17 protein-coding genes and 1 pseudogene are annotated in these 22,652 nt (G+C 60.8%); 11 read left to right on the top strand and 7 right to left on the bottom strand.

Translation table 11 applies throughout. The features are described 5' to 3' along the window. Positions 1 to 185: 185 nt before the first annotated feature. Entirely contained in the window at positions 186 to 1,763 is a 1,578-nt protein-coding gene (locus FHT70_RS17935; RefSeq protein WP_183703560.1) for a 4-hydroxyphenylacetate 3-hydroxylase N-terminal domain-containing protein, read from the bottom strand. A 228-nt stretch (positions 1,764 to 1,991) separates the two neighbouring features. On the opposite strand from FHT70_RS17935, the gene FHT70_RS17930 reads away from it, so the two are divergent. The 7 genes from FHT70_RS17930 (at position 1,992) to FHT70_RS17900 (ending at position 7,430) form a co-directional block, all read left to right on the top strand. After that, entirely contained in the window at positions 1,992 to 2,597 is a 606-nt protein-coding gene (locus FHT70_RS17930) for an FAD synthetase family protein (protein ID WP_183703557.1), read from the top strand. Next, the gene (locus tag FHT70_RS17925; protein WP_183703554.1) at positions 2,584 to 3,108 is read left to right on the top strand and encodes a flavin reductase family protein; all 525 of its coding nucleotides are present in this window, start codon (positions 2,584 to 2,586) and stop codon (positions 3,106 to 3,108) included. Before FHT70_RS17930 ends, FHT70_RS17925 begins: the two co-directional genes overlap by 14 nt. A 36-nt stretch (positions 3,109 to 3,144) precedes the next feature. Further along, on the top strand, positions 3,145 to 4,014 hold the full coding sequence (locus tag FHT70_RS17920) for a dioxygenase (protein WP_183703551.1): 870 nt from the start codon (positions 3,145 to 3,147) through the stop codon (positions 4,012 to 4,014). 73 nt (positions 4,015 to 4,087) lie between these two features. Further along, positions 4,088 to 5,275 carry a muconate/chloromuconate family cycloisomerase gene (locus tag FHT70_RS17915; RefSeq protein ID WP_183703549.1) on the top strand — a complete coding sequence of 396 codons (1,188 nt, stop codon included), beginning with the start codon at positions 4,088 to 4,090 and terminating at the stop codon, positions 5,273 to 5,275. Beyond that, on the top strand, positions 5,272 to 5,673 hold the full coding sequence (locus FHT70_RS17910) for a hypothetical protein (protein WP_029616264.1): 402 nt from the start codon (positions 5,272 to 5,274) through the stop codon (positions 5,671 to 5,673). The genes FHT70_RS17915 and FHT70_RS17910 overlap by 4 nt, the downstream gene beginning before the upstream one ends. Next, complete coding sequence (locus FHT70_RS17905; RefSeq protein WP_183703546.1) at positions 5,670 to 6,539, top strand: alpha/beta hydrolase; 870 nt, start codon at positions 5,670 to 5,672, stop codon at positions 6,537 to 6,539. Before FHT70_RS17910 ends, FHT70_RS17905 begins: the two co-directional genes overlap by 4 nt. A gap of 6 nt (positions 6,540 to 6,545) precedes the next feature. Then, entirely contained in the window at positions 6,546 to 7,430 is an 885-nt protein-coding gene (locus FHT70_RS17900) for a LysR substrate-binding domain-containing protein (protein ID WP_348649556.1), read from the top strand. Between the two features lie 247 nt (positions 7,431 to 7,677). Here FHT70_RS17900 and FHT70_RS17895 read toward each other — a convergent pair whose 3' ends face one another. The 4 genes and pseudogenes from FHT70_RS17895 to FHT70_RS30380 form a co-directional block, all read right to left on the bottom strand. Then, positions 7,678 to 9,300, bottom strand: coding sequence for an acyl-CoA dehydrogenase family protein (locus tag FHT70_RS17895; protein ID WP_246721873.1), 1,623 nt, complete (start codon positions 9,298 to 9,300; stop codon positions 7,678 to 7,680). Then, positions 9,188 to 10,176: pseudogene (locus FHT70_RS30385) on the bottom strand (amidohydrolase family protein). Before FHT70_RS30385 ends, FHT70_RS17895 begins: the two are co-directional and overlap by 113 nt. Positions 10,177 to 10,191: 15 nt before the next feature. Further along, complete coding sequence (gene mhpT, locus FHT70_RS17885) at positions 10,192 to 11,400, bottom strand: 3-(3-hydroxy-phenyl)propionate transporter MhpT (RefSeq protein ID WP_246721863.1); 1,209 nt, start codon at positions 11,398 to 11,400, stop codon at positions 10,192 to 10,194. Between the two features lie 43 nt (positions 11,401 to 11,443). Then, on the bottom strand, positions 11,444 to 11,938 hold the full coding sequence (locus tag FHT70_RS30380; protein ID WP_183703537.1) for a MarR family winged helix-turn-helix transcriptional regulator: 495 nt from the start codon (positions 11,936 to 11,938) through the stop codon (positions 11,444 to 11,446). A 118-nt stretch (positions 11,939 to 12,056) separates the two neighbouring features. Between FHT70_RS30380 and FHT70_RS17875 the strand changes: the two genes are divergently transcribed. The 4 genes from FHT70_RS17875 (at position 12,057) to FHT70_RS17860 (ending at position 18,123) form a co-directional block, all read left to right on the top strand. Continuing rightward, on the top strand, positions 12,057 to 13,508 hold the full coding sequence (locus FHT70_RS17875; protein ID WP_183703534.1) for an aldehyde dehydrogenase: 1,452 nt from the start codon (positions 12,057 to 12,059) through the stop codon (positions 13,506 to 13,508). Positions 13,509 to 13,595: 87 nt separating this feature from the next. Continuing rightward, entirely contained in the window at positions 13,596 to 14,426 is an 831-nt protein-coding gene (locus FHT70_RS17870; RefSeq protein ID WP_183703531.1) for a p-hydroxycinnamoyl CoA hydratase/lyase, read from the top strand. A 29-nt stretch (positions 14,427 to 14,455) separates the two neighbouring features. After that, positions 14,456 to 15,955: an AMP-binding protein gene (locus FHT70_RS17865; RefSeq protein WP_183703528.1), complete on the top strand. Its 1,500-nt coding sequence runs from the start codon at positions 14,456 to 14,458 to the stop codon at positions 15,953 to 15,955. A 1,523-nt stretch (positions 15,956 to 17,478) separates the two neighbouring features. Then, positions 17,479 to 18,123 carry a hypothetical protein gene (locus FHT70_RS17860; protein WP_183703525.1) on the top strand — a complete coding sequence of 215 codons (645 nt, stop codon included), beginning with the start codon at positions 17,479 to 17,481 and terminating at the stop codon, positions 18,121 to 18,123. A gap of 694 nt (positions 18,124 to 18,817) precedes the next feature. On the opposite strand, the gene FHT70_RS17855 is transcribed toward FHT70_RS17860, so the two are convergent. Beyond that, positions 18,818 to 19,843, bottom strand: coding sequence for an acyltransferase (locus FHT70_RS17855; RefSeq protein ID WP_183703522.1), 1,026 nt, complete (start codon positions 19,841 to 19,843; stop codon positions 18,818 to 18,820). Positions 19,844 to 20,142: 299 nt separating this feature from the next. Continuing rightward, positions 20,143 to 22,652: DUF4082 domain-containing protein (locus tag FHT70_RS30375; RefSeq protein WP_246721862.1), on the bottom strand; the 2,510-nt coding region annotated here is incomplete at its 5' end.

The raw sequence follows: 22,652 nt of genomic DNA, 5'->3' as shown, positions 1-22,652 counted from the left end.
CGATCCGACTCGTTGCTGCCGTTGCGGTCCGGTACGATGAACGGCGGGTTTGAGCTCATACGATCCAGACGGCAACGGCACGTATGGAAAAACAGCAAGGTGGCAAAGAAATGCCTCCAACCCTGATCTAAAGGGTTGGAGGCTTCTGGCGCTACGGTAAGGCGAAGCGAACCAAAGTGGAACCACTAAGCTGCTTGGACGGACCCTCGGCCGACGAGGCTGATGTCATCAGGATTTATCAGATCAGAACCCGTCCACCCGGAGAGGTCGTACTCGCTCATGCAGGCCTTCACCAAGGACTGCATGGACGCGAGATCGCCGGTGGCTGTCGCCGCTCCCAAGGTCTCGATCCGAAGGTTTTCATAGTTACCGGCATAGTTGCGCTCATAGAGCTCGTGGCGACCGCCGAACTCGGTGCCGATGGCATCCCACAGAAGTTTTAGGAGCTTGACCCGGTCCAGCGCGGCATAGCCGTTCGAGCCACGTACGAAGCGGTCGAGATAAGGACGGATTGCCTCACTTTCGAAATCGGCAGCACTCGACGGCAGATAGATGAGGCCGCTGGCAACGTGACGCTCGATCAACTCCCTGATCCGCGGGTAGGCCATCGGCGCCAACACGCGGTAGGCAAGGCCGGCATTGAGGTTCGGAAGGTTGTAGCCTTCCGTTCCCTGCCAGGGAACCGGCGACTTCACCATCGCATCGCCGAGTGCATGAAACGTGTTGCGCCAAGCGATGACCTCGCCGACGCCGGCCTGGACGCCGCGAAAATCCTTCGAGCCCGTTGCCTCGACAGCCATCGAGAAGAGACCGGCGATGAAGTCGAGTTTCACCGACAGGCGCGTAAGGCCGTGCAGCGTAAAGCGTGGGACGAAGCCCGATGCTGGGAAGAACTGATTGATCTTGTCGACGTCTCCGTAGATGAAGACGTTCTCCCAAGGCACCAATACCTTGTCGAAGACGAGAATGGAGTCGTTCTCGTCGAGGCGGCTGGAAAGCGGGTAGTCAAACGGGGATCCGGTCGCGGCCGCGTTGAACTCGTACGACGAGCGGGCAATGAGCTTGATGCCAGGCGAGTCCATTGGCGCGGTAAAGATTAGCGCAAAGGACTTGTCCTTGATTGGAATGCCGTAGTGGGCGATGAAATTGTAATGCGTCAGCGCCGAGCCCGTCGCGACGACCTTGGCTCCCGAGACAATGAGCCCCTTGTCCGTTTCCTTCTCCACATGCATGAAGACGTCGCGCACCTCCTCGATCGAGCGGTCACGGTCGATCGGCGGATTGACGATGGCGTGATTCCAATAATCGAGACGCTCTTGCGTGCGGGAATACCAGGTGCGCGCATTCTGGGCGTATTCGCCGTAGAAGTCGGAATTCGCACCCAGCGTTCCGAGGAACGAGGCCTTGTAATCAGGGGACCGGCCCATCCAGCCGTAGGAGACCTTCTGCAGCTCGGCAATAGCGTCTCGTGACTTGATGAGGTCTTCGCTCGTTTTGGAGCCGAGAAAGAAGGGATGCGTCAACTTGCCCGACCCCGTGTCGGTCAGCACGCCGATTTCCTTCTTCTTTTCGTGGAAGCGATCGTACCAGCGCGCCACCATGCGCGCGGAATTCCGAAATGCCGGATGCTCGGTGACGTTCTTGACGCGCTCACCATAGATGTAGATCTCGCGGCCGTCCTGAATGCTCTCCAGGAACTCCGAACCGGTGTAGGCGTCGGTCGAGTTTGCGTTCTCCTCGGACGCGATAGCCAGATTGTGCATGTCGTTCACTCCTCCATTTTGGCCGGGTGGGCTGCGTGCCGGTGCGGCGCTTTGATCCGAAAGGGCACTCCTTCCCTTTCCGAGGGAGAGAACTATGCGCTTAAAGGGAGCGATTGATAGGTATCATGCGATACCGCTTCAGGCATCGCAGAGCATGCCGTCAGGCGCTAGATTTACTCATCGATGGCGCTGGAGAAGGCGCCACGGCTGGGAACATGGGAGGAGACCATGGATCATCACCCCCGCATTCATGTGCAGATTCAAGATGAGGCAGAATTGACGCTTTGCGGATCGGCCCTGACGATCGGAGCCTTCGACGGGGTTCATGGCGGCCATCAGGCGTTGATCCGGTCGGCTGTGCTAAATGCGCAAAGTCTCGGCGTTCCCTCTGTCGTCTACACATTCGATCCGCCTCCCAAGGCCGTGCTGTGCGGTGCCCGCCCCCTCACTTCGATCGATGAGAAAATCGAGCGGATAAGCGCCCTCGGCCCCGATCACATCGTCGTCGCCCGTTTCGACGCGTCCTATCGGGCCCGCACAGCAAATGATTTCATTCGCGAAATCGGTCGGCTTTCGCCGCAGGTCATTTGGCTCGGCTCGGATTTCCGCTTCGGTTCCTGCAAGAAGGGAAACCCGGCATTGCTAGCCAGCCACTTCGATACTCGCATCCTTCCGGCCATATGCTGCGAGTCTGGCGAGGTTGTATCGAGCACTCGGATTCGAGCCCTTAGGGCCGCAGGACGCTTCCTCGAGGCGGAACGACTGGAAGGATGGTCGGAGCTTCCGCCGTTTCGAGTATCCAATGACAACGGAGGGCACCATGCGACTGCTTGATCCCCGCACGTTTCGCGACGCCTGTGGTGTCTTCGCGACCGGCGTGAACATCATCACGACCCATTGCGACGGCCACGATCACGGCATGACCGCGAACGCGTTCATGTCGATTTCTCTCGATCCGCCACTGATTGCCATCTCAATTGCAGAGAAGGCGCGAATGCTCGAGAAGATCCAGAAATCGGGGCGTTTCGCCGTCAGCGTTCTTGCTTGCGGCATGGACGCTGTTGCCTGGCACTTCGCAGGCAAGCCAAACGCTGATCTACACGATCTGTTCGACACTCTCGATGGCCTTCCGGTGATCCGCGGCGCGCTTGTCACGTTCTCAGCCATCGTCCATGACGAAATCCTCGCCGGCGATCACACGATTTTCGTCGGCCGGGTTCAGGCGCTCGCGAGAAGCGACGGCGATGAACCGCTGCTTTTCTTCAAAGGCAAATTCGGCGCCATGGAAAATACGCGAACTACTGCGGCTTGCCTGCTGCAGGTCGAGACCGAGCTTATGTGGTGAGATGAACCGCATACTTACACGTTTGAGGAGGAGAAAATGCGAAACGTAACCCAGCAAAACATCTCGGATGTCGTAATCGCCGCGCTGTCTTCGGATATCCCGGCCCGCAACCGTGAGATTCTTGAAAGCCTGATCCGCCACATCCACGCCTTCTGTATCGAGGCGAAGATCACCCACGCGGAGCTGATTGAAGCCTGTCAATTCCTCGTCCGCGCCGGACACATCTCTGATGACGCTCGCAACGAGTTCATTCTGCTTTCCGATATCCTGGGTGTCGAAGTTCTGGTCGACATGCTCGACCACGCCGTGACCGATGGTGAGAGCGAATCTACTGTCCTCGGGCTGTTCTATCGCGACAACCCGCCGGTTTTGCCGAAGGGTGCCTCGATTGTTCAGAAGAGCTTCGAAGGCTCTGAGACCGTACGTGTCCGCGGAACCGTGCGCGATACGGCCGGACGTCCCGTTGAGGGCGTGACGGTCGACGTTTGGGAGGACGCGCCGAACGGTCTCTATGAACAGCAGGATCCGGATCAGCCCGATTACAATCTTCGCGGCCGCTTCCTGACCGACGAAAAAGGCAAATACGAATTCGTCGGTATTCGGCCGGTTCCCTATCCGATCCCCTACGACGGCGCAGCCGGCGAACTGCTGAACTATATGGGCCACCACCCGTGGCGCCCTGGCCATATCCACTTCATGCTCAAGAAAGATGGCTATCAAAGCCTTGTGTCGCAGATCTATGACGCGGACACCGAGTATCTCGACAACGACGCCGTCTTCGCCGTTAAGGAAAGCCTCATCGGCAAGATGGGCAAAGCCGGAGCTGGCGCGGACACGGACCTCGTCATGGAATTCGATTTCAAGCTCAAGCCGGCTACCGGCACCATGTCTGTCGCCGCCGAGTAATCACCGTAGCAGCATTCCAGCATCGATCCGCCGAGCGGCGTCTCTGCGGATCAGCTCGAAAGGCAATAGGAACATGCCCCCCGCCATCGCTGAACCATCCCCAACGCCTGACCAATCCGCGGCCGGTATGCGGGACATGCGGCTTCGGTCCATCGTAGCGACCATCCTCGAGGCTCCCACCATTCGCCGGCACAAGCTTTCGAACACGGAGATCGCCCACCAGGGATTTGTTCTCGTGCGGGTTCTGCTTGAGAACGGTGTCACGGGCATCGGCGAGGCCTCTACGCTCGGTGGGCCGCGTTGGGCCGAGGAGAGTGTGGAGTCAATACAGGCGGTCATCGAGAAATATCTCGCCCCCGCCCTAGCAGATCAGAATGCGATGATGTTCGAGGCCAATGCCGTGCGCATGTCAAAGGCGGCCACGCGCAATTTCGCTGCCAAGGCGGCGGTTGAGTCGGCACTTTTTGATGCCGTCGGCCGCACGCTCGACCTGCCCGCCAGTGCGTTGCTCGGCGGGCAGGTCCGCGACAGAATCGGCGTGATCTGGGCGCTTGCCTCCGGCGATTCCGGACAGGAACTCGAGGAGGCACGCGAGAAGCTACGCCTGCGTCAGCACAAGGACTTCAAGATCAAACTCGGCTTCAACACGCCGGATGCCGACGTCAGGCGCCTGCAACACTTGCGCGCCGGCCTGGGCGACGACGTGCGGCTGATCGTCGATGTCAATCAAGCGTGGACGGAAGCACTATGCCTCAGGCTCTTTCCCGCGCTCGAGGAACTCGGCGTGGCCCTGATCGAGCAACCGGTTCCGGCGTCCCAACGTGACGCCATGGCACGTGTCGCTTCGCGGACCCGTATCCCGCTTCTCATCGACGAGGCGGCCTTCACCAACACGGAACTGGCGAGTGTCGCCTCGCAGGCCTGCGGAAGCGTTTATTCTCTCAAGCTGGTCAAAAGCGGTGGGCTTCTTGAGCTCAAGCGAGCGGCCGGCATCGCGCAGGCATTCGGTATCGAGCTTTATGGCGGATGCCTGCTTGAAAGCAGCATTGGCGCAGCAGCGCACATGGCTGTGTTTTCGACGCTCCCCAAGCTCGAATGGGGAAGCGAGCACTTCGGCCCCCGTATTCTCGTGGACGATCTGGTCGCGGCGCCGCTGGTCTTCGAGGAGTTCGAGATCCATGTACCGAGCGGCCCAGGCCTCGGCATGATCCTCGACGAAGATAAGGTGCGCTTCATGGCCCGGAAGGCAGGAAGCCAATGACACCGGAAATGCCGTACGCACTCCATCGGTTCAAACTCGAAGACATGGCGGAGAGGCTCAACGCCACCCCTCATCTCCTGCGCCTCGGGCGCCTGTTCAATGAGACCGTGCTGCTCGAAATAGACCGGGATGAATTCTACCTCACCTTCGAGAAGGGCCGCGTGGTTGAGATCAAGGAAGGTCCGAGCAAGAAACTACCGTGGCGCTTCGCGCTCAGGGTCAAAGGTGAGGCGCTGGACAAATTCTGGCACCCGCTGCCAGAGCCTGGGTACCATGACATCTTCGGCCTCGTGAAATATGGGCACGGCCGCATCGACGGAGACATTCTGACTCTCGTGAAGAACCTACGCTATTTCAAGGAATTCATGGCACTGGGTCGACGGGAGGAACGCCCATGACATCGTCGATCGAACTGATCACCGGCCGGTATATCCGCCTGACCGTCGAGGGCACACCGTTGCGGGTCTACTTCGAGGAAGCCGGCCAAGGCCGTCCGGTGGTCTGCCTGCATACGGCCGGGGCCGATACACGCCAATGGCGTTTCATTCTCAACGACGAGGGTTTCACCAAGTCGCACCGCTTCCTGGCATTCGACATGCCCTGGCACGGCAAGTCTTTGCCGCCGGAAGGATTCGAGACTGCGGAATACCTGCTGACCACCGGAACCTACATTCAAACAGTGCTCTCGTTTTGCAGTGCGCTGGGGCTGGAGAAGCCACTGCTCGCGGGGTGCTCAATGGGCGGCCGGATCGCTCTGCAACTGGCAGCACTGCATCCCGATCGCTTTGCCGGCTTCGTCGCCATCGAGGCGTCCGATTTCCAGCCGGCGTGGTACGACATTGATTGGTTTCATCGTCCCGACGCCCACGGCGGCGAGATGGGCGCCGCCCTCGTGTCCGCCAATATTGCCCCTCAGGCGCCCCCCCTCGAGCGCTGGAACACCCAGTGGATGTTCATGCAATCGGGGCCGGGCGTGTTCCGCGGCGATCTCAGTTTCTACACGAAGGACGACAGCCTCACTGGCAGGCTGGGAACGATCGACACGAAACAGACGCCGGTGCATATCATGTGCGGCGAATACGACCTCACCTGCACACCCGAGGACGCCCGGCGGACGGCGGAGGCCATTGAGGGCGCCACCCTTGCCATCATGAAGGATCTTGGGCATTTTCCGATGAGCGAGAACCCCGCCGCCTTCCGGCCCTATTTTCAGGAGGCGCTGGAGCTTACGAGACACTCCCATGCGGAGCTGACTCATGCCTGACGGACGATGATGGACTTCAAACGGCTGAGCTATTTTCTGGCGGTAGCGGAAGAGCTGCATTTCGGAAGGGCGTCCGCGCGGCTCGGCATTGCCCAACCTCCGCTCAGTCGCCAGATAGCTCAATTCGAAAAGGAGATCGGCGCGATCCTGTTCGATCGCAGCCGCAGCCAGATCAGGCTCACCCAAGCCGGCGAACTGCTTCAGGAACGGGCAAGAGAAATATTGGAGCGCGTTGACCAGACGGAGCGCGAGGTGAGGCGCATCGGCGAGGGGGTTGCAGGGCGTCTCCGGATCGCCTTCGTCGGCACTGCGACGTTCGGCGTCCTCCCCAACATCATCAAGGCATTTCGACTCGCCCATCCGGATATCGAGCTGGCTCTCTCTGCCATGAACAACGCCGAGCTGCAGCGCGCACTGATCCAACGGGAGATCGATATTGCTGTCGCGCGTCCCGCGATCGAGGATCCGGAGCTGAAATCCGAGACGTTGATCGAGGAGCCGCTGGTCCTTGCGCTACCAGACGTATACGCCAATGTTCCAGATCCATTGAAACTCGGGGAGCTGCGAGATACGCCGTTCGTGCTTTTCCCGCGCCGGCCGAGGCCGAGCTACGCGGACTACGTCCTCGACGTCTGCAAGCGGAACGGCTTCATCACTGCCTCACAGGTGATGGCTCAGGACTTCCTGACCGCTATCAGTCTCGTCTCGGTCGGCGTGGGTGTGTGCGTCGTCCCCCAGTCGGTCGCCCTCAATGAGCGGACCGGGGTCGTCTACCGGAATTTTGAAGGATTCAATCCGGGCACCAAACTCTCGCTAAACTATCGTCGCGACAACCGCTCGCCTCACCTGTTCGGGTTTCTGGCGCTCGCGCGGAAAGTTGCCCGCGTGTAATTCCGAGATCGCTGGTGTTTCGGTCGGCGCGACGATTGGATCTCCAGCGCCCAAACTTCCACAACAGAGTGCACTGAAGATCCGGACCTTGGCATTCTGACGTTCGTCGACCAAGAGGTAGGTGCGCTCCGCGATGAACTCCGCGAACGGTTTGACGTTCATGTGTGTTGATTCCCACCGAAAACACCCCCGACAGGCAACGAGCGACAGCCGGGCGAAAGCAGCCCCAGGCGCGTCAGTCACCGGCTCAGCTCCACTCTTTTTCTTTCATATGGGCAGGCTCGTGCAGATGGGCGGCTCCCGGGGACGGCTCGTCCATCCTCAAGGTTATTGAGACGATTTCAGCCTTGTGCCGCAGAGATGACGGACCGAACATTGCTTGGCGTGCCGCAAGCGCGCGGAGCCGGGCAGGGGCCGGAGCATGATCGGCGACGGCAGACAGGCGACGCCAGATAGCCGCGTATGCCGTCTCCACCGTCAGCCGCATGAAGGCATCGGCCGCCGGCGCGGGATCCGTGGCGGCGAGCATGTGCCCGCGCGCTTCCTGCCATACGGAAAGCTCGAAATCCGCACCGGAAGAGCGGACAAACTGCGCGAAGGCATCTGCGGCGCTCCCTCCGTTGTGGCGCAGCAGTCGCGTCGCCAGCGTAAGCGCATGGATACCGCTCGTGCCCTCGTAGATCGCCGCGATGCGGGCATCGCGCAGGATCTGCTCGACCCGGTATTCCCGCAGATAGCCGTATCCGCCTAGCACCTGGATCGCGAGATTGGCGGCGGCGACGCCGCCTTCGGTGCAGGCGAACTTGCAGACGGGCGTGAGGAAATCGACGAGTTCGGGCGCCTCCTGCAATTCCAGCTCGACCAGGGCGACATGGCAAAGCGCGCGTCCGGCAATGGCGATGGCCTCGGCCTCATCGAGCATCCGCCGCACATCCGGGTGGCTCGCGAGCGTCACCGGACCGGCCTCGCCGGCGATTTTCCCCTGCCGCCGGCCCCGGGCATATTCGGTTGCGATCCGCGCCGCGCGGGTGGCATGGGCAACCCCCTGCAGGGCAACGTCGAGGCGGGCGTGGTTCATCATCGTGAACATGGCCTTCAGCCCTTCATCCTCATTGCCGACAAGCTCGGCCGGTGCGCCATTGAACAGCATCTGGCAGGTCGGCGAGCCATGCAGGCCCATCTTCTCCTCGATCCGCGTCACCCGCACCGGCAGCCTCGCGCCGGCATCGTCATGGGAGGGAACGAGAAACAGGCTAAGCCCGCGTGTGCTGCCCGCGGCACCTTGCGTGCGGGCGAGCACGAGATGGAGGATACGCGGTGTCAGATCCTGATCGCCGCCGGAAATGAAGATCTTCTCGCCCGAGATGCGCCAGCCATCTGGTCCGTGTTCGCCACGGGTCCGGATGCCCGAGAGGTCGGAACCGGCGCCGGGTTCCGTCAGCGCCATGGTGGCCAGCCACTCGCCCGAGGCGAGACGCGGCAGCCAGCGCTCCTGCTGATCGGGTGTGCCATAATCGACAAGCGTTCGCGACGCGCCGGGAACGAGGCCGGCAATCATTTGCAGCGCATGGCTGGCCCCGGCGAAAATCTCCGTCACGGCCCCGAGAACCGGAGCCGGCATGCCCTGGCCGCCGGCCTCTTCCGGAATGGAAAGCCCTGGCCATCCCTGCTCGGCGAACGCGGCATAGGCCGCGACCAATCCTTCCGGCATATGCACCCGTCCATCCTCAAGCCGGCAACCGTCACGATCGGCGGCCTCATCCGCGGGCGCGACGACACCCTCGGCCAGTCGGGAAAACTGCCTGATAACCTCCTGCACGAGATCGTCGTCCCAGGCTGGAATTCGCCCGGCCCCGGCGACATGCCGCAGCGAAAAGAGGATGGTCTCGGCGGGTGCTTCGAAGGGGATCATGGGTTTTTCTTCTCTCATCGGCAGAAGGCAGGCCGAGCAGCCGCATGGCATTTTCCTTGAGGATCTTCGGGCGGACGGCGTCCCAGATCGGAAGGTCGGCAAATCCCTCGATCCAGCCTTCCGGTGTAATCATCGGCCGGTCGGAGCCGAAGAGCATTCGCTCCTTCAGCAGGGTGTTGGCGTATTGGACAAGGATCGGTGGCAAATAACGCGGTCGCCAGCCCGACAGGTCGATCCAGACATTGGGCTTATGCACGGCGACGGCGAGCGCCTCTTCCTGCCAGGGAAAATAGTGATGGGCCATGACGATCGGCATGTCGGGGAAATCGATGGCCACGTCGTCGAGATACATCGGATTGGAATATTTCAGCCGCATTCCGTTGCCGCCCCTCATGCCCGACCCAACGCCGGTCTGGCCGGTGTGGAAGAGCGCCGGAACGCCCGCCTCCGCAATCGCCTCGTAGAGCGGCCAGCACATCCGGTCATTGGATAGAAGCCCTGCATGGTCGGATGAAACTTGAAGCCCCGGATGCCGAAATCGGCGACGAGGCGCTGCGCCTTCCTTGCGCCCATGCGGCCGCGGGCCGGATCGATCGAGGCGAAGGGGATCAGGATATCGGGATGGCGGGAGGCCGCCTCCGCGACCTCCTCGTTGGCATAGCGCCGATAGCCGGTCTCGCGTTCGGCATCGACGGGAAAGTGCTGCCACGGCGCGCGGAAATACCGCGCCATGGCAGCCTGCAGATCGTCATAGCCGTCGTCGGCGTGGCAGCGGCAGGGCTCCTCGGCGTGGGTGTGAACACCGATGGCCCGAAGCGTCGATAGGTCGAGCATGCGGCGGCCTCTTCCTCAGGCCATCTGCAGGCTGCGCTCACGGCGCACCAGCAGCAGAACCGTCGTCAGGCCGGCCAGCAGCGTGATCGGCACGAGAGCGAACATCACGTCGGAGGGCGTGCTGCCGCCGGCCACGAGGAAGCCTGCGAGCAGCGGCCCCGCAATCGAGCCTAGCCGTCCGACCGCAACCGCAACGCCGACGCCCGTGCCGCGGATCTCGAAGGGGTAGCATTGCGGCGCCACGCCGTAGAGAATGGCCTGTACGCAGAGGATGGCACCGCCCACCAGCGCCCCGGCGACAAGCGTCAGGCCGAAATTGGCCGGCAGCAGGCCGAGCATGAGAAGGGCGCCCGCTGCAGCGGCAAAGCCGAGGGCAACCGGCATGACCGGGTTCTTCTGGTCGAGCATGCGTCCGCCGATGAGACTGCCGACCACGCCGCCGAGATTGAACAGGATCTGCACGAACGAAGCCTCGTTGCGGGCAAGACCGCGGGCGACGAGGAGTTGCGGCATCCAGTTCAGGAGTAGGTAGACCACCAGCAGCCCGAGGAAGAACGACACCCAGAGCGCCGTCGTGGTGATGAGCGTCTGCGGCGCGAAGATGCGCGATACGGCGCCCGAGACGGTTTTCACCTCGCTTTTCAGCACCCGCAGCGGCGGCAGCAGGTTATGGATGAACGGTGCGAGAATGAGGGGCATGACACCGCCGACGACGAAGATCGAGTGCCAGTCGTCGCCATGCAGGCCGAGCATGGCCACCCCGCTTGCGACAGCGCCGCCGAGCGGCACGCCGGCATACATGATCGCGACGGCTCGCCCGCGCCGCGCCGGATCGGTCGATTCCGCTGCAATGTTCACGAGGTTCGGCAAGGCGCCCCCAAGACCCACACCGGTCAGGAAGCGCATGACGACGAGCTGTTCGAAGCTGGAGACGAAGACCGTTGCAACGGAAAAGATGCCGAAGGTCACGAGCGAAAGCACGAGACCGGTGCGCCTTCCCCATCCGTCGGCAATGCGGCCGCCGGCAAGCGCCCCGAAGATCAGGCCGAACGTTGCGGCCGAAAAGAAGAACCCGATTTGTTGCGGGGTCAGCCCGAAAGCCGGTGCGAGCTTGGGCACGGCGACGCCGGCGGCCTGAAGGTCGAAGCCTTCGATGACGGCCGCGAGAAAGGCAAGCGAAAGCGCTTGCCGCCCGCCGGAGCGGTGGTCGATATTGGTTTGCATTACTTCCTCCCAGAAAGCGGGGCCTCTCCCCGCGGTTTCGGGCCTAGCCCTGCTTCGGCCCATCCTCCTGCCAGATCTTCGCCAGAAGCCGGCGAAGCTCCTTCTGTTCAGCCGCGCTTAGGCGGCAAAGCATGTTGCGCTCATGGTCGGCGATCAGCGCCAGCCATCGGGCGGCTTCCTCCTCGCCGCGGCGGGTCGGGAAAAGACGCTGGATTCGCTGATCAGACGAATCCGCCTCACGCAGGAAAAGCCCGCGTTCCTCGAGATCGGCCAGGATCGAGACGATATTGGCGCGCTGCATGCCGAGCGCACGACAGATATCGGCCGAGCTGATGCCGGGCATCTCGATGATGCTGAGAAGCACGCTCATCGGCACCGGCCGCGTGTTGGCCGGCTCCAGCGCCGAGACGGCGCCCTGCAGGTCGAAAACCGACGCACGGCGCAGGTGATAGCCGACCAGATCCTCCAGCCGGCTGATCGAAGCCTCGACGTCCTCTTCTCGCTTCGGCATTTCCAGTGGCATTTCGTCGTCCTTCACGATGTCCTCTTGCAATATCCATAATGCTATGCGACATAGCAGTCAATCCGCTATGTCGCATAGCGGTTAACCCGCCGGCAGATGGTAACCGCTGCCGGGTCGCTCTGGGAGGAGCCAGATGACTTTTGTTTCCATGCGTATTGCTGGGGCGGAACGCGCCGCCACCACCGGCCGGACCTTCCGGCGTCTCAATCCCGTCACGGGTCAGGTCGCGAGCGAGGCTGTGGCAGCCACCGTCGCGGATGCCGTTGCGGCGGCCGATGCGGCAGCGGCGGCGTTCCCCGCCTGGGCGGCTCTCGGCCCCAATGCGCGCCGCGCCATCCTTTTGAAGGCGGCCGATGCGTTGGCGGCCAAGGGCGACGCCGTCGTTGCCGCCATGGCCTCGGAAATCGGAGCGACGATCGCCTGGGCACGGTTCAACGTCATGCTGGCTTCATCCATGCTGCGCGAGGCAGCGGCCCTCACCACGCAGGTTTCCGGCGAAGTGATCCCCTCCGACAAGCCGGGCTGCCTGTCCATGGCGATCCGCGAGCCGACCGGTGTCGTGCTCGGCATAGCGCCGTGGAACGCGCCGGTTATTCTGGGTGTGCGCGCCGTTGCTACGCCGCTTGCCTGCGGCAACAGCGTCGTCTTCAAGGCATCGGAAATCTGCCCGCATACCCATGCGCTGATCGTCGAAGCGCTGGAGGAGGGCGGTCTTCCGGCCGGTGTCGTCAGCCTTGTGACCAATGCGCCGGAAGACGCAGCCGAGATCGTCGGCGCCTTGATCGATCACCCCGCTATCCGCCGGATCAACTTCACCGGCTCGACCAATGTCGGGCGCATCATCTCGGAACGCGCCGCCCGGCAGTTGAAACCCGTCCTGCTTGAACTCGGCGGCAAGGCGCCCCTTCTCGTGCTGAAGGATGCCAACGTCGACGAGGCGGTAAAGGCCGCGATCTTCGGAGCCTTCTTCAACCAGGGCCAGATCTGCATGTCGACCGAACGCATCATCGTCGTGCCCGAAGTGGCTGAGGAGTTCGTGGTGAAGTTCACGGAACGCGCCAAGGCGCTAAAGGCCGGCGATCCCCGCGAGGGAAAGGCTCCGCTGGGCGCTGTGGTCGATGCCCGCACGGTTGAAAAAGTCGAAGCGCTGATAGCCGACGCCGTTTCCAAGGGAGCCACCGTCACCGGTGCAGGTGCAGCCGACGGCGTGCTTCTGCCTGCGCAGGTGGTTGACAAGGTCACCTCCGACATGCGCCTTTATTCCGAGGAGAGCTTTGGCCCCGTCGTCGCCATACTCCGCGCCAAGGACGAGGACGACGCGGTGCGTCTGGCCAATGACAGCGAATACGGCCTCTCGGCCGCCGTCTTCAGCCGTGATACGTCCCGCGCGCTGTCGGTCGCGCGCCGCATCCGCTCGGGCATCTGCCATGTGAATGGCCCGACCGTGCATGACGAGGCGCAGATGCCTTTCGGCGGGACCAAGGCCTCGGGGTATGGCCGATTCGGCGGCAAGGCAGGTATCGCCGAGTTCACCGAATTGCGCTGGATCACCGTCGAGACACAGCCGGGCCACTTCCCGCTCTGACAGGCTGGGGGCAGCGCCCGCCAGAAAAGAAAGTCCGCGGCGCGCGTCGCCGCAACGACCCGATTGATGCATTTCCAAGGAGGCCACATGGCCAACGATACCGAGACTGTCGCATTTGATGTCATCGATGGCATCGCATGGGTGCGCTTCAACCGTCCCGACAAACGCAATGCGATGAGCCCGACGCTCAACCGGGCGATGATGGAGGTAATTGACGAACTCGAGTTCCGTTCCGATGTCGCGGTGCTGGTGCTGACCGGGGAGGGGGCCGCCTGGACGGCCGGCATGGATCTCAAGGAATATTTCCGGGAAACGGAGGCCGAAGGGCTCAAGGGGGTCCGCCGGTCACAGCGGGAAAGCTATGGCTGGTGGCGTCGGCTGCGCTGGTACCAGAAGCCGACCATCGCCATGGTCAACGGCTGGTGCTTCGGCGGCGGCTACGGTCCGCTCTTTGCCTGCGATCTCGCATTCGCGGCGGATGAAGCGAAGTTCGGCCTCTCGGAAATCAACTGGGGCATCTTGCCGGGCGGCGGAGCGACCAAGGTCGCCGTGGAATTGCTGCCCTTCCGCAAGGCCATGTATCATGCGCTGCTGGGTGAGCCGATCGACGGAAAGACGGCTGCCGAGTGGGGCCTCGTCAACGAAAGTGTGCCGCTTGCCCAGCTCAAGGATAGGGTGATCGAGGTGGCGAAGATCCTGCGCGCAAAGAACCCGGTCGCGCTCAAAGCCACCAAGGACGCCATCCGCCGCGTCGGCGTGATGACCTATGACGAGGCGGAGGATTATCTCGTCCGCGCCCAGGAGGCCGCAAACTCCTTCGACAACGAGGGGCGCAAGGAGGGCATCCGGCAGTTCATCGACGGAAAATCCTACAAGCCGGGCCTCGGGGCCTATGACAAAGACCGCACGGTTCTCTGAATCCGAGGAGGAGAAAGGGAGGAGGAAAAATGCTGGACTTCATTTCACCCGATCCGGTGGCGCTTCACGCGCGCCTCCGGCCGGCGGCGACGGCCTGCGTCGCTCTTGCCGGCAATCGGCAGTGGAGCTTCCGGGAGCTTGACACGGATATCCAGCGCGCCGTGACCGTGTTGGGCGCTGAAGGCATCGTGAAGGGCGACCGGGTGGCTGTGCTTGCCCGCAACAACGTGCATCAGGTCATCCTGCAGCAGGCGCTGATGCGGCTCGGCGCGATCTTCGTTCCGCTCAACTGGCGCCTGTCACAGCAGGAACTCGGGCAGTTGCTGAGGGACTGCACGCCGTCGATCCTCTATACCGACGAGGGTATCCCGGAACTGCCGCCCGGCTGCCGCGCCAAGAGCTTTCGCAATTTCGCCTCCGATGTCGCGGTCGCGGAGCCGGGACCGCGATGCACGTCGCACTCCGGTCACGACACCTGCATCATTCTCTATACCTCCGGCACCTCAGGCGTGCCGAAGGGTGCGCTGCTGACCTCGCAATTCTTGCTGGCGACGGCGGTGAACTTCAATATTCTGGGCGAGGTGGACACCGGTTGCGTGTTCCTCTGCGACAGCCCCATGTTCCATGTCATCGGCATTGTCACGCAGATCTGGCCGCCGATGCTGCGCGGCGGCACCTTCATCGTCTCGCCCGGCTTCGATCCCGAACTGACCAATGAGCGGCTGGGCAATCCCGACTTCGGCGTCACGCATTATTTCTGCGTGCCCCAGATGGCGGAAGCCCTTCGCCGTGCGTCGAACTTCGCGCCCGAACGGTGGAGCAGGCTCAAGGCGCTCTTCACCGGGGGTGCGCCGAACCCGCCGGCCAATATCCGCTGGTGGCTCGATCACGGCGTGCGGATGGTCGACGGCTACGGCATGACCGAAACCGGAACCACTCTCGGCATGCCCCTGTCGCAGGAGCTTCTGCGCGCCAAGGCGGGCGCGGTCGGCCTTGCGGGACCACTGACGGCCATACGGCTGGTGGATGACGACGACCGCGACGTGCCCGACGGGTCTCCGGGGGAGATCCTGGTCTTCGGGCTCAATGTCGTCACCGGTTACTGGAACCGGCCGGAAGAACGGCAGCGCAGCTTCACGGCGGATGGCTGGATTCGAACCGGCGATGTCGGACGCCGCGACGAGGACGGTTTCATCTCGATCGTGGACCGCCGCAAGGACATGTTCATTTCCGGCGGCGAGAACGTCTACCCGGTCGAAATAGAGGCAGCGCTTGCCGAACACCCCGGTGTCCGTGAGGTGGCGGTCATCGGCATTCCAGACGAGCGCTGGGGCGAGGTCGGACGAGCCTATGTTGTCATGGCCCCGGATCGGCGCCCCGACCCTGAGGAACTTGCACGGCATTGCCAGTCGCTGATCGCCCGCTACAAGGTGCCGAAGGAGTTTCGCTTCGTCACCAGCCTGCCCCGGACCGGCTCCGGGAAAGTGATGAAACACGTATTGCGCAAGGAAGCTCTGGAGGAACGCTAGAGCGTCGGGCGGCAAGCCGGGCCTAAGGCTCTCCGAAACGATCTGCGCCTTGACCTCGTCCGGCCGTTGCCGGTGAACCTCACGTCCGGACTTCCCGGTCGTGAGAACCTCCAATGTACTCTCCATGGCGAAACTCCCGTTGCTCGTCCATGGAAAGGCGATCACAGATTAGGGCGGCAAGGACAACGTGGGTCGGAACATCGGTCACGAGTGATGTTCAGTCGAGCTCATCCGCGGATCGTATCAAAGTGAAGGGTTCTAACACCCGCGGCCTCATGGCGCCGTATCCATGTGGGGCGCCATCAAAGGCGGACGCATCCAGTCGCGAGTTCGACCGGACAGCCTCGATCCACAGTGGGTACGACAGCAGACATTTAAGTCGCTGCTAATGCTCCCCATATAACATGCTGCGCCGGTCGGGTTCTTCGTCCGGCGTAGCGGCGTGCTCCTGCGTTCATGGATGGTGCAGTTGAGCCGCCGCACTTCTTTCTCAACGGAAGCCGAAGAAGCTCAGGATAGCGAGCACGATGACGACGGCGCCGACGAGCCAGATTAAGTTATTCACGTGGAATCTCCTTCAATGGGAATGAGCCAGGTTGCAAGCACATAATGTTTGGCGGCGGCTCATGTTCCAATCTCCACAATGCCTGGCGTCACCTGCCAAGACTTGCCCCCTTGCGAGGGCTTTTGTCCGGTAGTGTACGGGAACCACAGGCAGCACAGTGAGGTTAACTCACCGGATCGCCGGCAGAGAGGTAGTAACTTCGGATCGCACACGCCTTTTCTGCTTGCGATCCACCCCATCTCAGAGTTGGGTCGTGCGGAGGCAATTTTCCGGTCCGCTCCCAAGCGACGCTCCGCACGGCCCGACACTTTCGATATTTCTCACGGACCGGATTATAAAGATGGCGCTGTTCCGTCGATTTTAGACCCGCGCTATCTGCCGAATTTTGCGCTTAAGAGAACCAGGTTCTTTTCCGATCACGGTTCGCCCGGTTAAATATCCAGAAATCTCATCAGATAACAAGGCAAATGAAACGTAAAACAATACAACAAAAGGCGAAAATACAAGTAGAACGCACGAATTCGCAAGCGCCGGTCCGATTGCGAACTCAGAGGACAACTCTTTCGCCAAGATAACCAGAGGAATCCAGGCAAATACAGAAATTAAAAGCCCGGATATTACAGCATAGATTCCATGTCTATCTTCTATAATCATAAGAATTCTTACAAAACTAAATATATATCTCCGCATATTCAGTCCCTCCCTTAGCGCTCTGGTAGGGCGTTAGTCGACTTCAGTGGCGCGGTGGACAGGACACTTAACTTACCACCTCTGATCCCGGCTGTTGGTGGGCTCGCGTCCGAACATACAACCTGACCCTCGTGGTGGACACTATCACACCAGCGTGTCGCTTACAGATTTCCCCGTCGACGTAGAAAAGCAAGAAATTGCACAGACATCAATGCGACGCATAAATAGATCTTCAGACTTTATCAGTCATTTCATTCCCAGGTCTCCCATGCGTGTTATAGCTGCAGCCGTTTTTTGTTTAATTCTGACCAAGACCGCAACCGCTCACAGCGCGGAAGGTAGTCGCTCTTCTCATCTGGCCTTCAATGGGGAGGATAAATCCTGCTATGCCGTCAACCGTGCATACGAAAACATGCATAATAGCGGGCGCTACAGCTATACCTTATCAGAGTTGCAAGAAGATGGTCATCTCAGGCCTTACGTGGAAGTGCGAGCGATAGACAATCTCGTCTATTACAAAATTGAAAATGCCGGCTGGGGTGAAGAACGGCGGCTGCCTATTCGTACCCCACTCGATGCAGATTCGGGACTGCCAGTCTTCACGTCTTGTAAAGAGCTCGGCGACTCGCAAACCGAAGAAGGTCTTGCTTTTCACTACTCCGCACATTGGCACCGATACAAATGGAGTGCGGCGATAGAAATCTGGATATCGAAGACCTCAGGGAAATTCATTAGGACAATCATGCGCTACGATCAGGGTGCAGGAGAGCTGCCATTTCCAGTGGCTGTCCAAATTATGGACTATGACAGAGCCCACGCAATGAAACCGACAATCCCACCCTGTTGGACCCTTGATCTGGAGACTCCCATCTGCATCGATGTCACCTCTCCGAGTCCAATTACGGCGCATTGACCAGCTTGACGTTTCCCAGTCTGCTCCCAACGCGAAGCAAGACTTCGTTCCCAGCCCTGCCGCCCGGCGCAATTCACACGCGCCTTTCCATGAACCGACATTACCCCGTGCGATCCCCGAAATCCCTTGCTCGGATGGATACCCTTCGATGAGCTACTGCCATGGACTTATGAAGCGGAGCAACGCGTGTAACGGCATTGAGAGGGCGGCGAGGACGTCAATGACGTAGAGGCCAAAGCTGCAACAGGAACTGGATCGCCAAGCCCGCGATTGCGATTGCGCCGACCAGCAGAGCGATCTTCTGACCCAGCTTTACTTGTCTTTCGCGTACTTCGACATTCGAGATCGGTTTTGCGGTGCGGACCCATACTCACGATGACGTCACCTATTCAGGAGGTACCAACTGGGGCGCGTACGGGGGAAACCCATGCTCGTGAAAATGTCACCTGCCCATGGGGCCGTCAACTATGGGCGCGAAGACAAATCGCCTCAGGGAGCCGGCCTGTCCGCTTCGGGCCGAATGTGTCCTTCTGACTCCCGCTGGATGCGACCGTTGACCGCCACCGTCGAGGCACCGAGCGCAACCCGTCGTGAACGCTCGAATGGCCTGGGCCAGACGACGACATTGGTGACGCCCGTCTCGTCTTCTCTTGCTTGAGCTGAAATACCGCACCGTCTCCGCAGCCTGCGCGATTCAAACAGTTTTTTCGGCCGTCGCAGGGGCAGGCTCGAGCCGCTTCCTGGCCCACAGCTGAGCAGGTTGTTCGACGTATCTCCGTGAAAGAAGCGCGGCCCCGACGGCGGCTGGGAAAAGGACAATGAAGGGGAACCACGGCTGCTCGCTCAGTTGACCGAAAAGATGGCTCAAAATCAGCTTCACGGGCAAGTGCAACAGGTAGAGGGAATAGGAGCAGACCCCCAGCTCGGCCAGCAATGGTGTGGCCAAAGCTCGTGCGCGGCCCGTCGAGGCGGCCCACACGGCGACGACGAACGCCGCATTGACCGAGAAATAGAGGAGCGGACCGATATGCGCCCAATCCGAACGGCCGAAGAGCGAGTAAAGAACGGAAAGGACGAGCGCCACCCGGGTCAATATCGTCGCCCGGCCGGTATTGATCCGGTAGAGCATCATGCCGGCGATGAACAGGTGGCCGAACTGCGGCATGAGCAGCGACTGCACCATCCAGTCGTTGTAGAGGCGAAAGCCATGTCCAGTCAGGAGCATGAGGCTTCTGACCAGGATCATGAGGGCCAGCCAAGCAACCGCAACAACGTCGATATTCCGAAGGCGTTTGGCCGCAAACACGATGGCCATCGCAGCGTAGAACACGAGTTCGTACGCCAGGGTCCAATATGGGCTGATGAGATTGGGCGCGTAGAGGAAAGCCTGTAGCATCGTGGCATTGATGAGGACGGTTTTCCCGGGGGTTTGGTTGGTTGCCCACAAGAATAGGCCAGCTGCCGCGACGGAAAGCCAGTAAGCGGGATACAGGCGGCAGGCACGGCCCATGGCAAATTGGGAAAGCGAGCGAACGCGCTCCAGCGTCATCAGGATAACGAAGCCGCTGATGACAAAGAACAGCTCGACGCCAAGGAGACCATAGTAAGCGGGTGTATCGAGATAGTGATAGGCCACGACACCGAGCGCTGCCAGGCCGCGCAAGCCGTCAAGAGCGTGCATGCGCCGAACGTTGGATATGGACGTGGGCATGTAGATCATAAGAAACAGAATTCAGACCGATAGGGTGACTTCCGACTTACAACGTTCACAATGTTTAACATTCTAATTTTTACTATTGATAGAGCAGGGGTAGATCGCCGTCCGTGCCGATGAGAGTGGGAAGCTATATAGCAGTTTGCAATCAAATTGATATGAACACCTATCCATGCGTCGCGACGGTAAACATCTGCTTATCAAATGAATCGTTCAAGGTGGGTGTGAAACACCGGTTACGCCGGCAGCCTTGTTCACGACGACCGAATGAGCCGTGCCACCAATCCCATCCTGAATGCTGCGGCTCAAGTCGGTGTCAACAGGGTCGCGCCGGTCGGCGCATTGGGGTCTGCCCAGCGACGGATAGTGCCGGTGCCCAAATCAGCGCCGTAAAGCCAGCCGTCCGGTCCCTTCTGAATGTCTACGAGATAGGCGACGCCCGTATCGAAGACCTGTACGTTCGAGATCTGCCGGCTTGCGTTCATCGTTGCGGTGTAGACATTTCCATTGACAAGATCCGCAAACATCAGGGTGTTGTCGTTGTAGAAGTCCCCGACGGTGATCGCAGTGGCGTTGTCGGGCGAACCGTGGCTTCTCGATAGCAGCGGAAAAACAGCAGCCTGATCAGAAGGGCTGTTTCGGTTCCCATTGTTGTAGAAGCTGATCGCCTGAGGGAGATCCTGGTAGCCGCCCGTTCGGCCAGGACCTTCCAGATAGGGCCAACCGAAATTCGATCCTGCAGGGCCGGTGTTTATTTCCTCCCAAGTGGTCCAGCCGACATCTCCGAGCACGGGCAGGTTGGTCACTGGATCGAAGGTGAAGCGATAGGCGTTGCGCACGCCCGAATAGAATACCTTGGACTGATTGCTGTTCGGATCTGCGGGGTCATAGAAGGGGTTCCCCGGAACGCCCGCGCCGGTCATCGGATCTATCCTCAGGACTTTGCCGGACAGATTGTGAACGTCTTGGGCGCGAACCGTGCGAGGGTCCATGAAATTGTATGAGGTGCCGTCTCCGTTGCTGAAGTACAGCATGCCGTCGGGCCCGAAATGGAGTGCTCCATTGGAATGGGAGTCACTGTCCGTCGCCAGATAGTCCCGAATATTCTGGTTCTGGATTCCGGCGCGATCTGGATCGTTGTCCTGCGTTCCCACCTCGATCTGGCTTGCAGGGGCGGTAATGGTGGTGCCGTTGACGATGCCGGACGGCGGTATGTTCACAGCGCCGGTACTGTCGAGATCCGGACGGCTGGTGTATGCCCAGGTGCTGTTGGTACCGGCCAGCACGACCATGCTGGCCGGATCGGCAATCATCGTGTTGGGGTTGACCGTAAGCCGAATGAGGCGCGAAGGACGGTTCCCTTTGGTATCCGGTCCCGCCAGGCCGGTTCCATTCGCGGTTTCCGGCGGATCGTAGGTGTAGAGCAGATAGACGTATGGATTTGCCGCGAAGTTCGGATGAATTGCCAGCCCCAGCATCCCCCGATCTCCGGGCGTATAGTTGACCTGGCTGGACAAATCGACAAGCGGCGTCGATCTGAGCGTGCCGTTGTCCACCACCCGCACAATGCCATTCTGCTGCGCGACAATCATATAGCGGCCATCGGGGGTCCAATCGAGGGCCGTTGGCTCGGTCAAGCCGGACACGACGGTCTGTCGGACCAGATTGCCGAGGTTGCTGTCGTCGTCCAGGATGTTGACGGTCGCAGTCGTTTGGCTCCCCAGGACAGCACCTGTCGGGTTGCTCAAGGTTAAAGTGAAGCTTTCGTTGCTCTCGGCCGTCGTGTTGTTGAGCAGCGGAACAGAAATGGTCTGGATCGCTTGCCCTGCGGCAAAGGTGAGCACGCCCGTTGTTGTCGTATAATCGGAGCCCGCGATCGCGCTGCCATTGCTCGTTGCATATGCGACGGTGGCCGTGGCATCGATGTTTCCGCTGCGCTGAACCGTGATGGTGGCGGCGGCGGCCGCCTCCGACAAGGTGATGACCGGATTGTTCAGGGAGATGGTGGGTGCGGAATCGTTGTCGACGATGGAGACCAGAACAGTCCGCGGCGCTGCCAGGGAGCCACCAGGTCCGGGATTCTGGATGCCGACAGAAAATGTCTCGGTTCCTTCGGCATCAGGATCATTGACGATTGGGATGGCAAACGTCTTGCTGCTCTCGCCGTCCTCGAAAACAACTTGGCCGGTATTGGCTCGGCCATTGAAGGTCGGCAACGTATAGTCCGCTCCAGCCTGTGCCGCTCCGGCTCCGCCGATCTCGTTGGTCGTGTACTCCAGTGTCAGCTGCCCGCTCGTACTGCCTGTGCGAACGACGGTGATTGTTGCAGCGCCCGCTGTTTCACTGACGTAGATGGTGGCGTTGTCCCGCAAGGCAACGCTTGATCCAGCAGAGAAGACGACGTCGCGGAAGTAGTTTTCGTTCTGGTAGACGAGGGCTGGAAACGTGCCGATGGTTTCGTTGTAGACACCGGCGCCGGCCGGGGCGGTCAATCCGCCATTGCTGATCGGGTTGGCGAAGCCGTTCGAGGTCAGCGAATAGTAGCTGTTGGCATTGACCGAGACGACATAGGTGGTGCCGGCATTGATGACCAGTGGGCTTGCCAAGGTCTGCTGCTGCCAGCCTGAGGCGGTCTCATTGGTGAAGGTGACGCTTGCCAGCTGCTGCCCGGTAGCCGACCAGATGCGGCCGACATGCGTGCCGGTCTCGCTGGGGGACTTGTAATAGCGGACCGCCTGGATCGAACCGGTATTGCTGCTGACGAAGCGCATCCCGACTTCCCAGTCCACTCCCGGCCCGTCGGTGAAGTTGGGTT

The sequence above is a fragment of the Rhizobium sp. BK049 genome (assembly GCF_014193135.1).
GTDB lineage: Bacteria > Pseudomonadota > Alphaproteobacteria > Rhizobiales > Rhizobiaceae > Rhizobium.
The sequence above is the reverse complement of the archived record's forward strand: the minus strand, read 5'-3'. Positions and strand labels throughout refer to the sequence as shown.

Coding starts and splice junctions, on each gene's coding strand:
- FHT70_RS17855 (WP_183703522.1), bottom strand. CDS start 19,843: ATGATCTACATGCCCACGTCCATATCCAACGTTCGGCGCATGCACGCT.
- FHT70_RS17925 (WP_183703554.1), top strand. CDS start 2,584: ATGCGACTGCTTGATCCCCGCACGTTTCGCGACGCCTGTGGTGTCTTC.
- mhpT (WP_246721863.1), bottom strand. CDS start 11,400: ATGCAAACCAATATCGACCACCGCTCCGGCGGGCGGCAAGCGCTTTCG.
- FHT70_RS17915 (WP_183703549.1), top strand. CDS start 4,088: ATGCCCCCCGCCATCGCTGAACCATCCCCAACGCCTGACCAATCCGCG.
- FHT70_RS17910 (WP_029616264.1), top strand. CDS start 5,272: ATGACACCGGAAATGCCGTACGCACTCCATCGGTTCAAACTCGAAGAC.
- FHT70_RS17875 (WP_183703534.1), top strand. CDS start 12,057: ATGACTTTTGTTTCCATGCGTATTGCTGGGGCGGAACGCGCCGCCACC.
- FHT70_RS17920 (WP_183703551.1), top strand. CDS start 3,145: ATGCGAAACGTAACCCAGCAAAACATCTCGGATGTCGTAATCGCCGCG.
- FHT70_RS17870 (WP_183703531.1), top strand. CDS start 13,596: ATGGCCAACGATACCGAGACTGTCGCATTTGATGTCATCGATGGCATC.
- FHT70_RS17860 (WP_183703525.1), top strand. CDS start 17,479: ATGCGTGTTATAGCTGCAGCCGTTTTTTGTTTAATTCTGACCAAGACC.
- FHT70_RS17905 (WP_183703546.1), top strand. CDS start 5,670: ATGACATCGTCGATCGAACTGATCACCGGCCGGTATATCCGCCTGACC.
- FHT70_RS17900 (WP_348649556.1), top strand. CDS start 6,546: ATGATGGACTTCAAACGGCTGAGCTATTTTCTGGCGGTAGCGGAAGAG.
- FHT70_RS17865 (WP_183703528.1), top strand. CDS start 14,456: ATGCTGGACTTCATTTCACCCGATCCGGTGGCGCTTCACGCGCGCCTC.
- FHT70_RS17935 (WP_183703560.1), bottom strand. CDS start 1,763: ATGCACAATCTGGCTATCGCGTCCGAGGAGAACGCAAACTCGACCGAC.
- FHT70_RS17930 (WP_183703557.1), top strand. CDS start 1,992: ATGGATCATCACCCCCGCATTCATGTGCAGATTCAAGATGAGGCAGAA.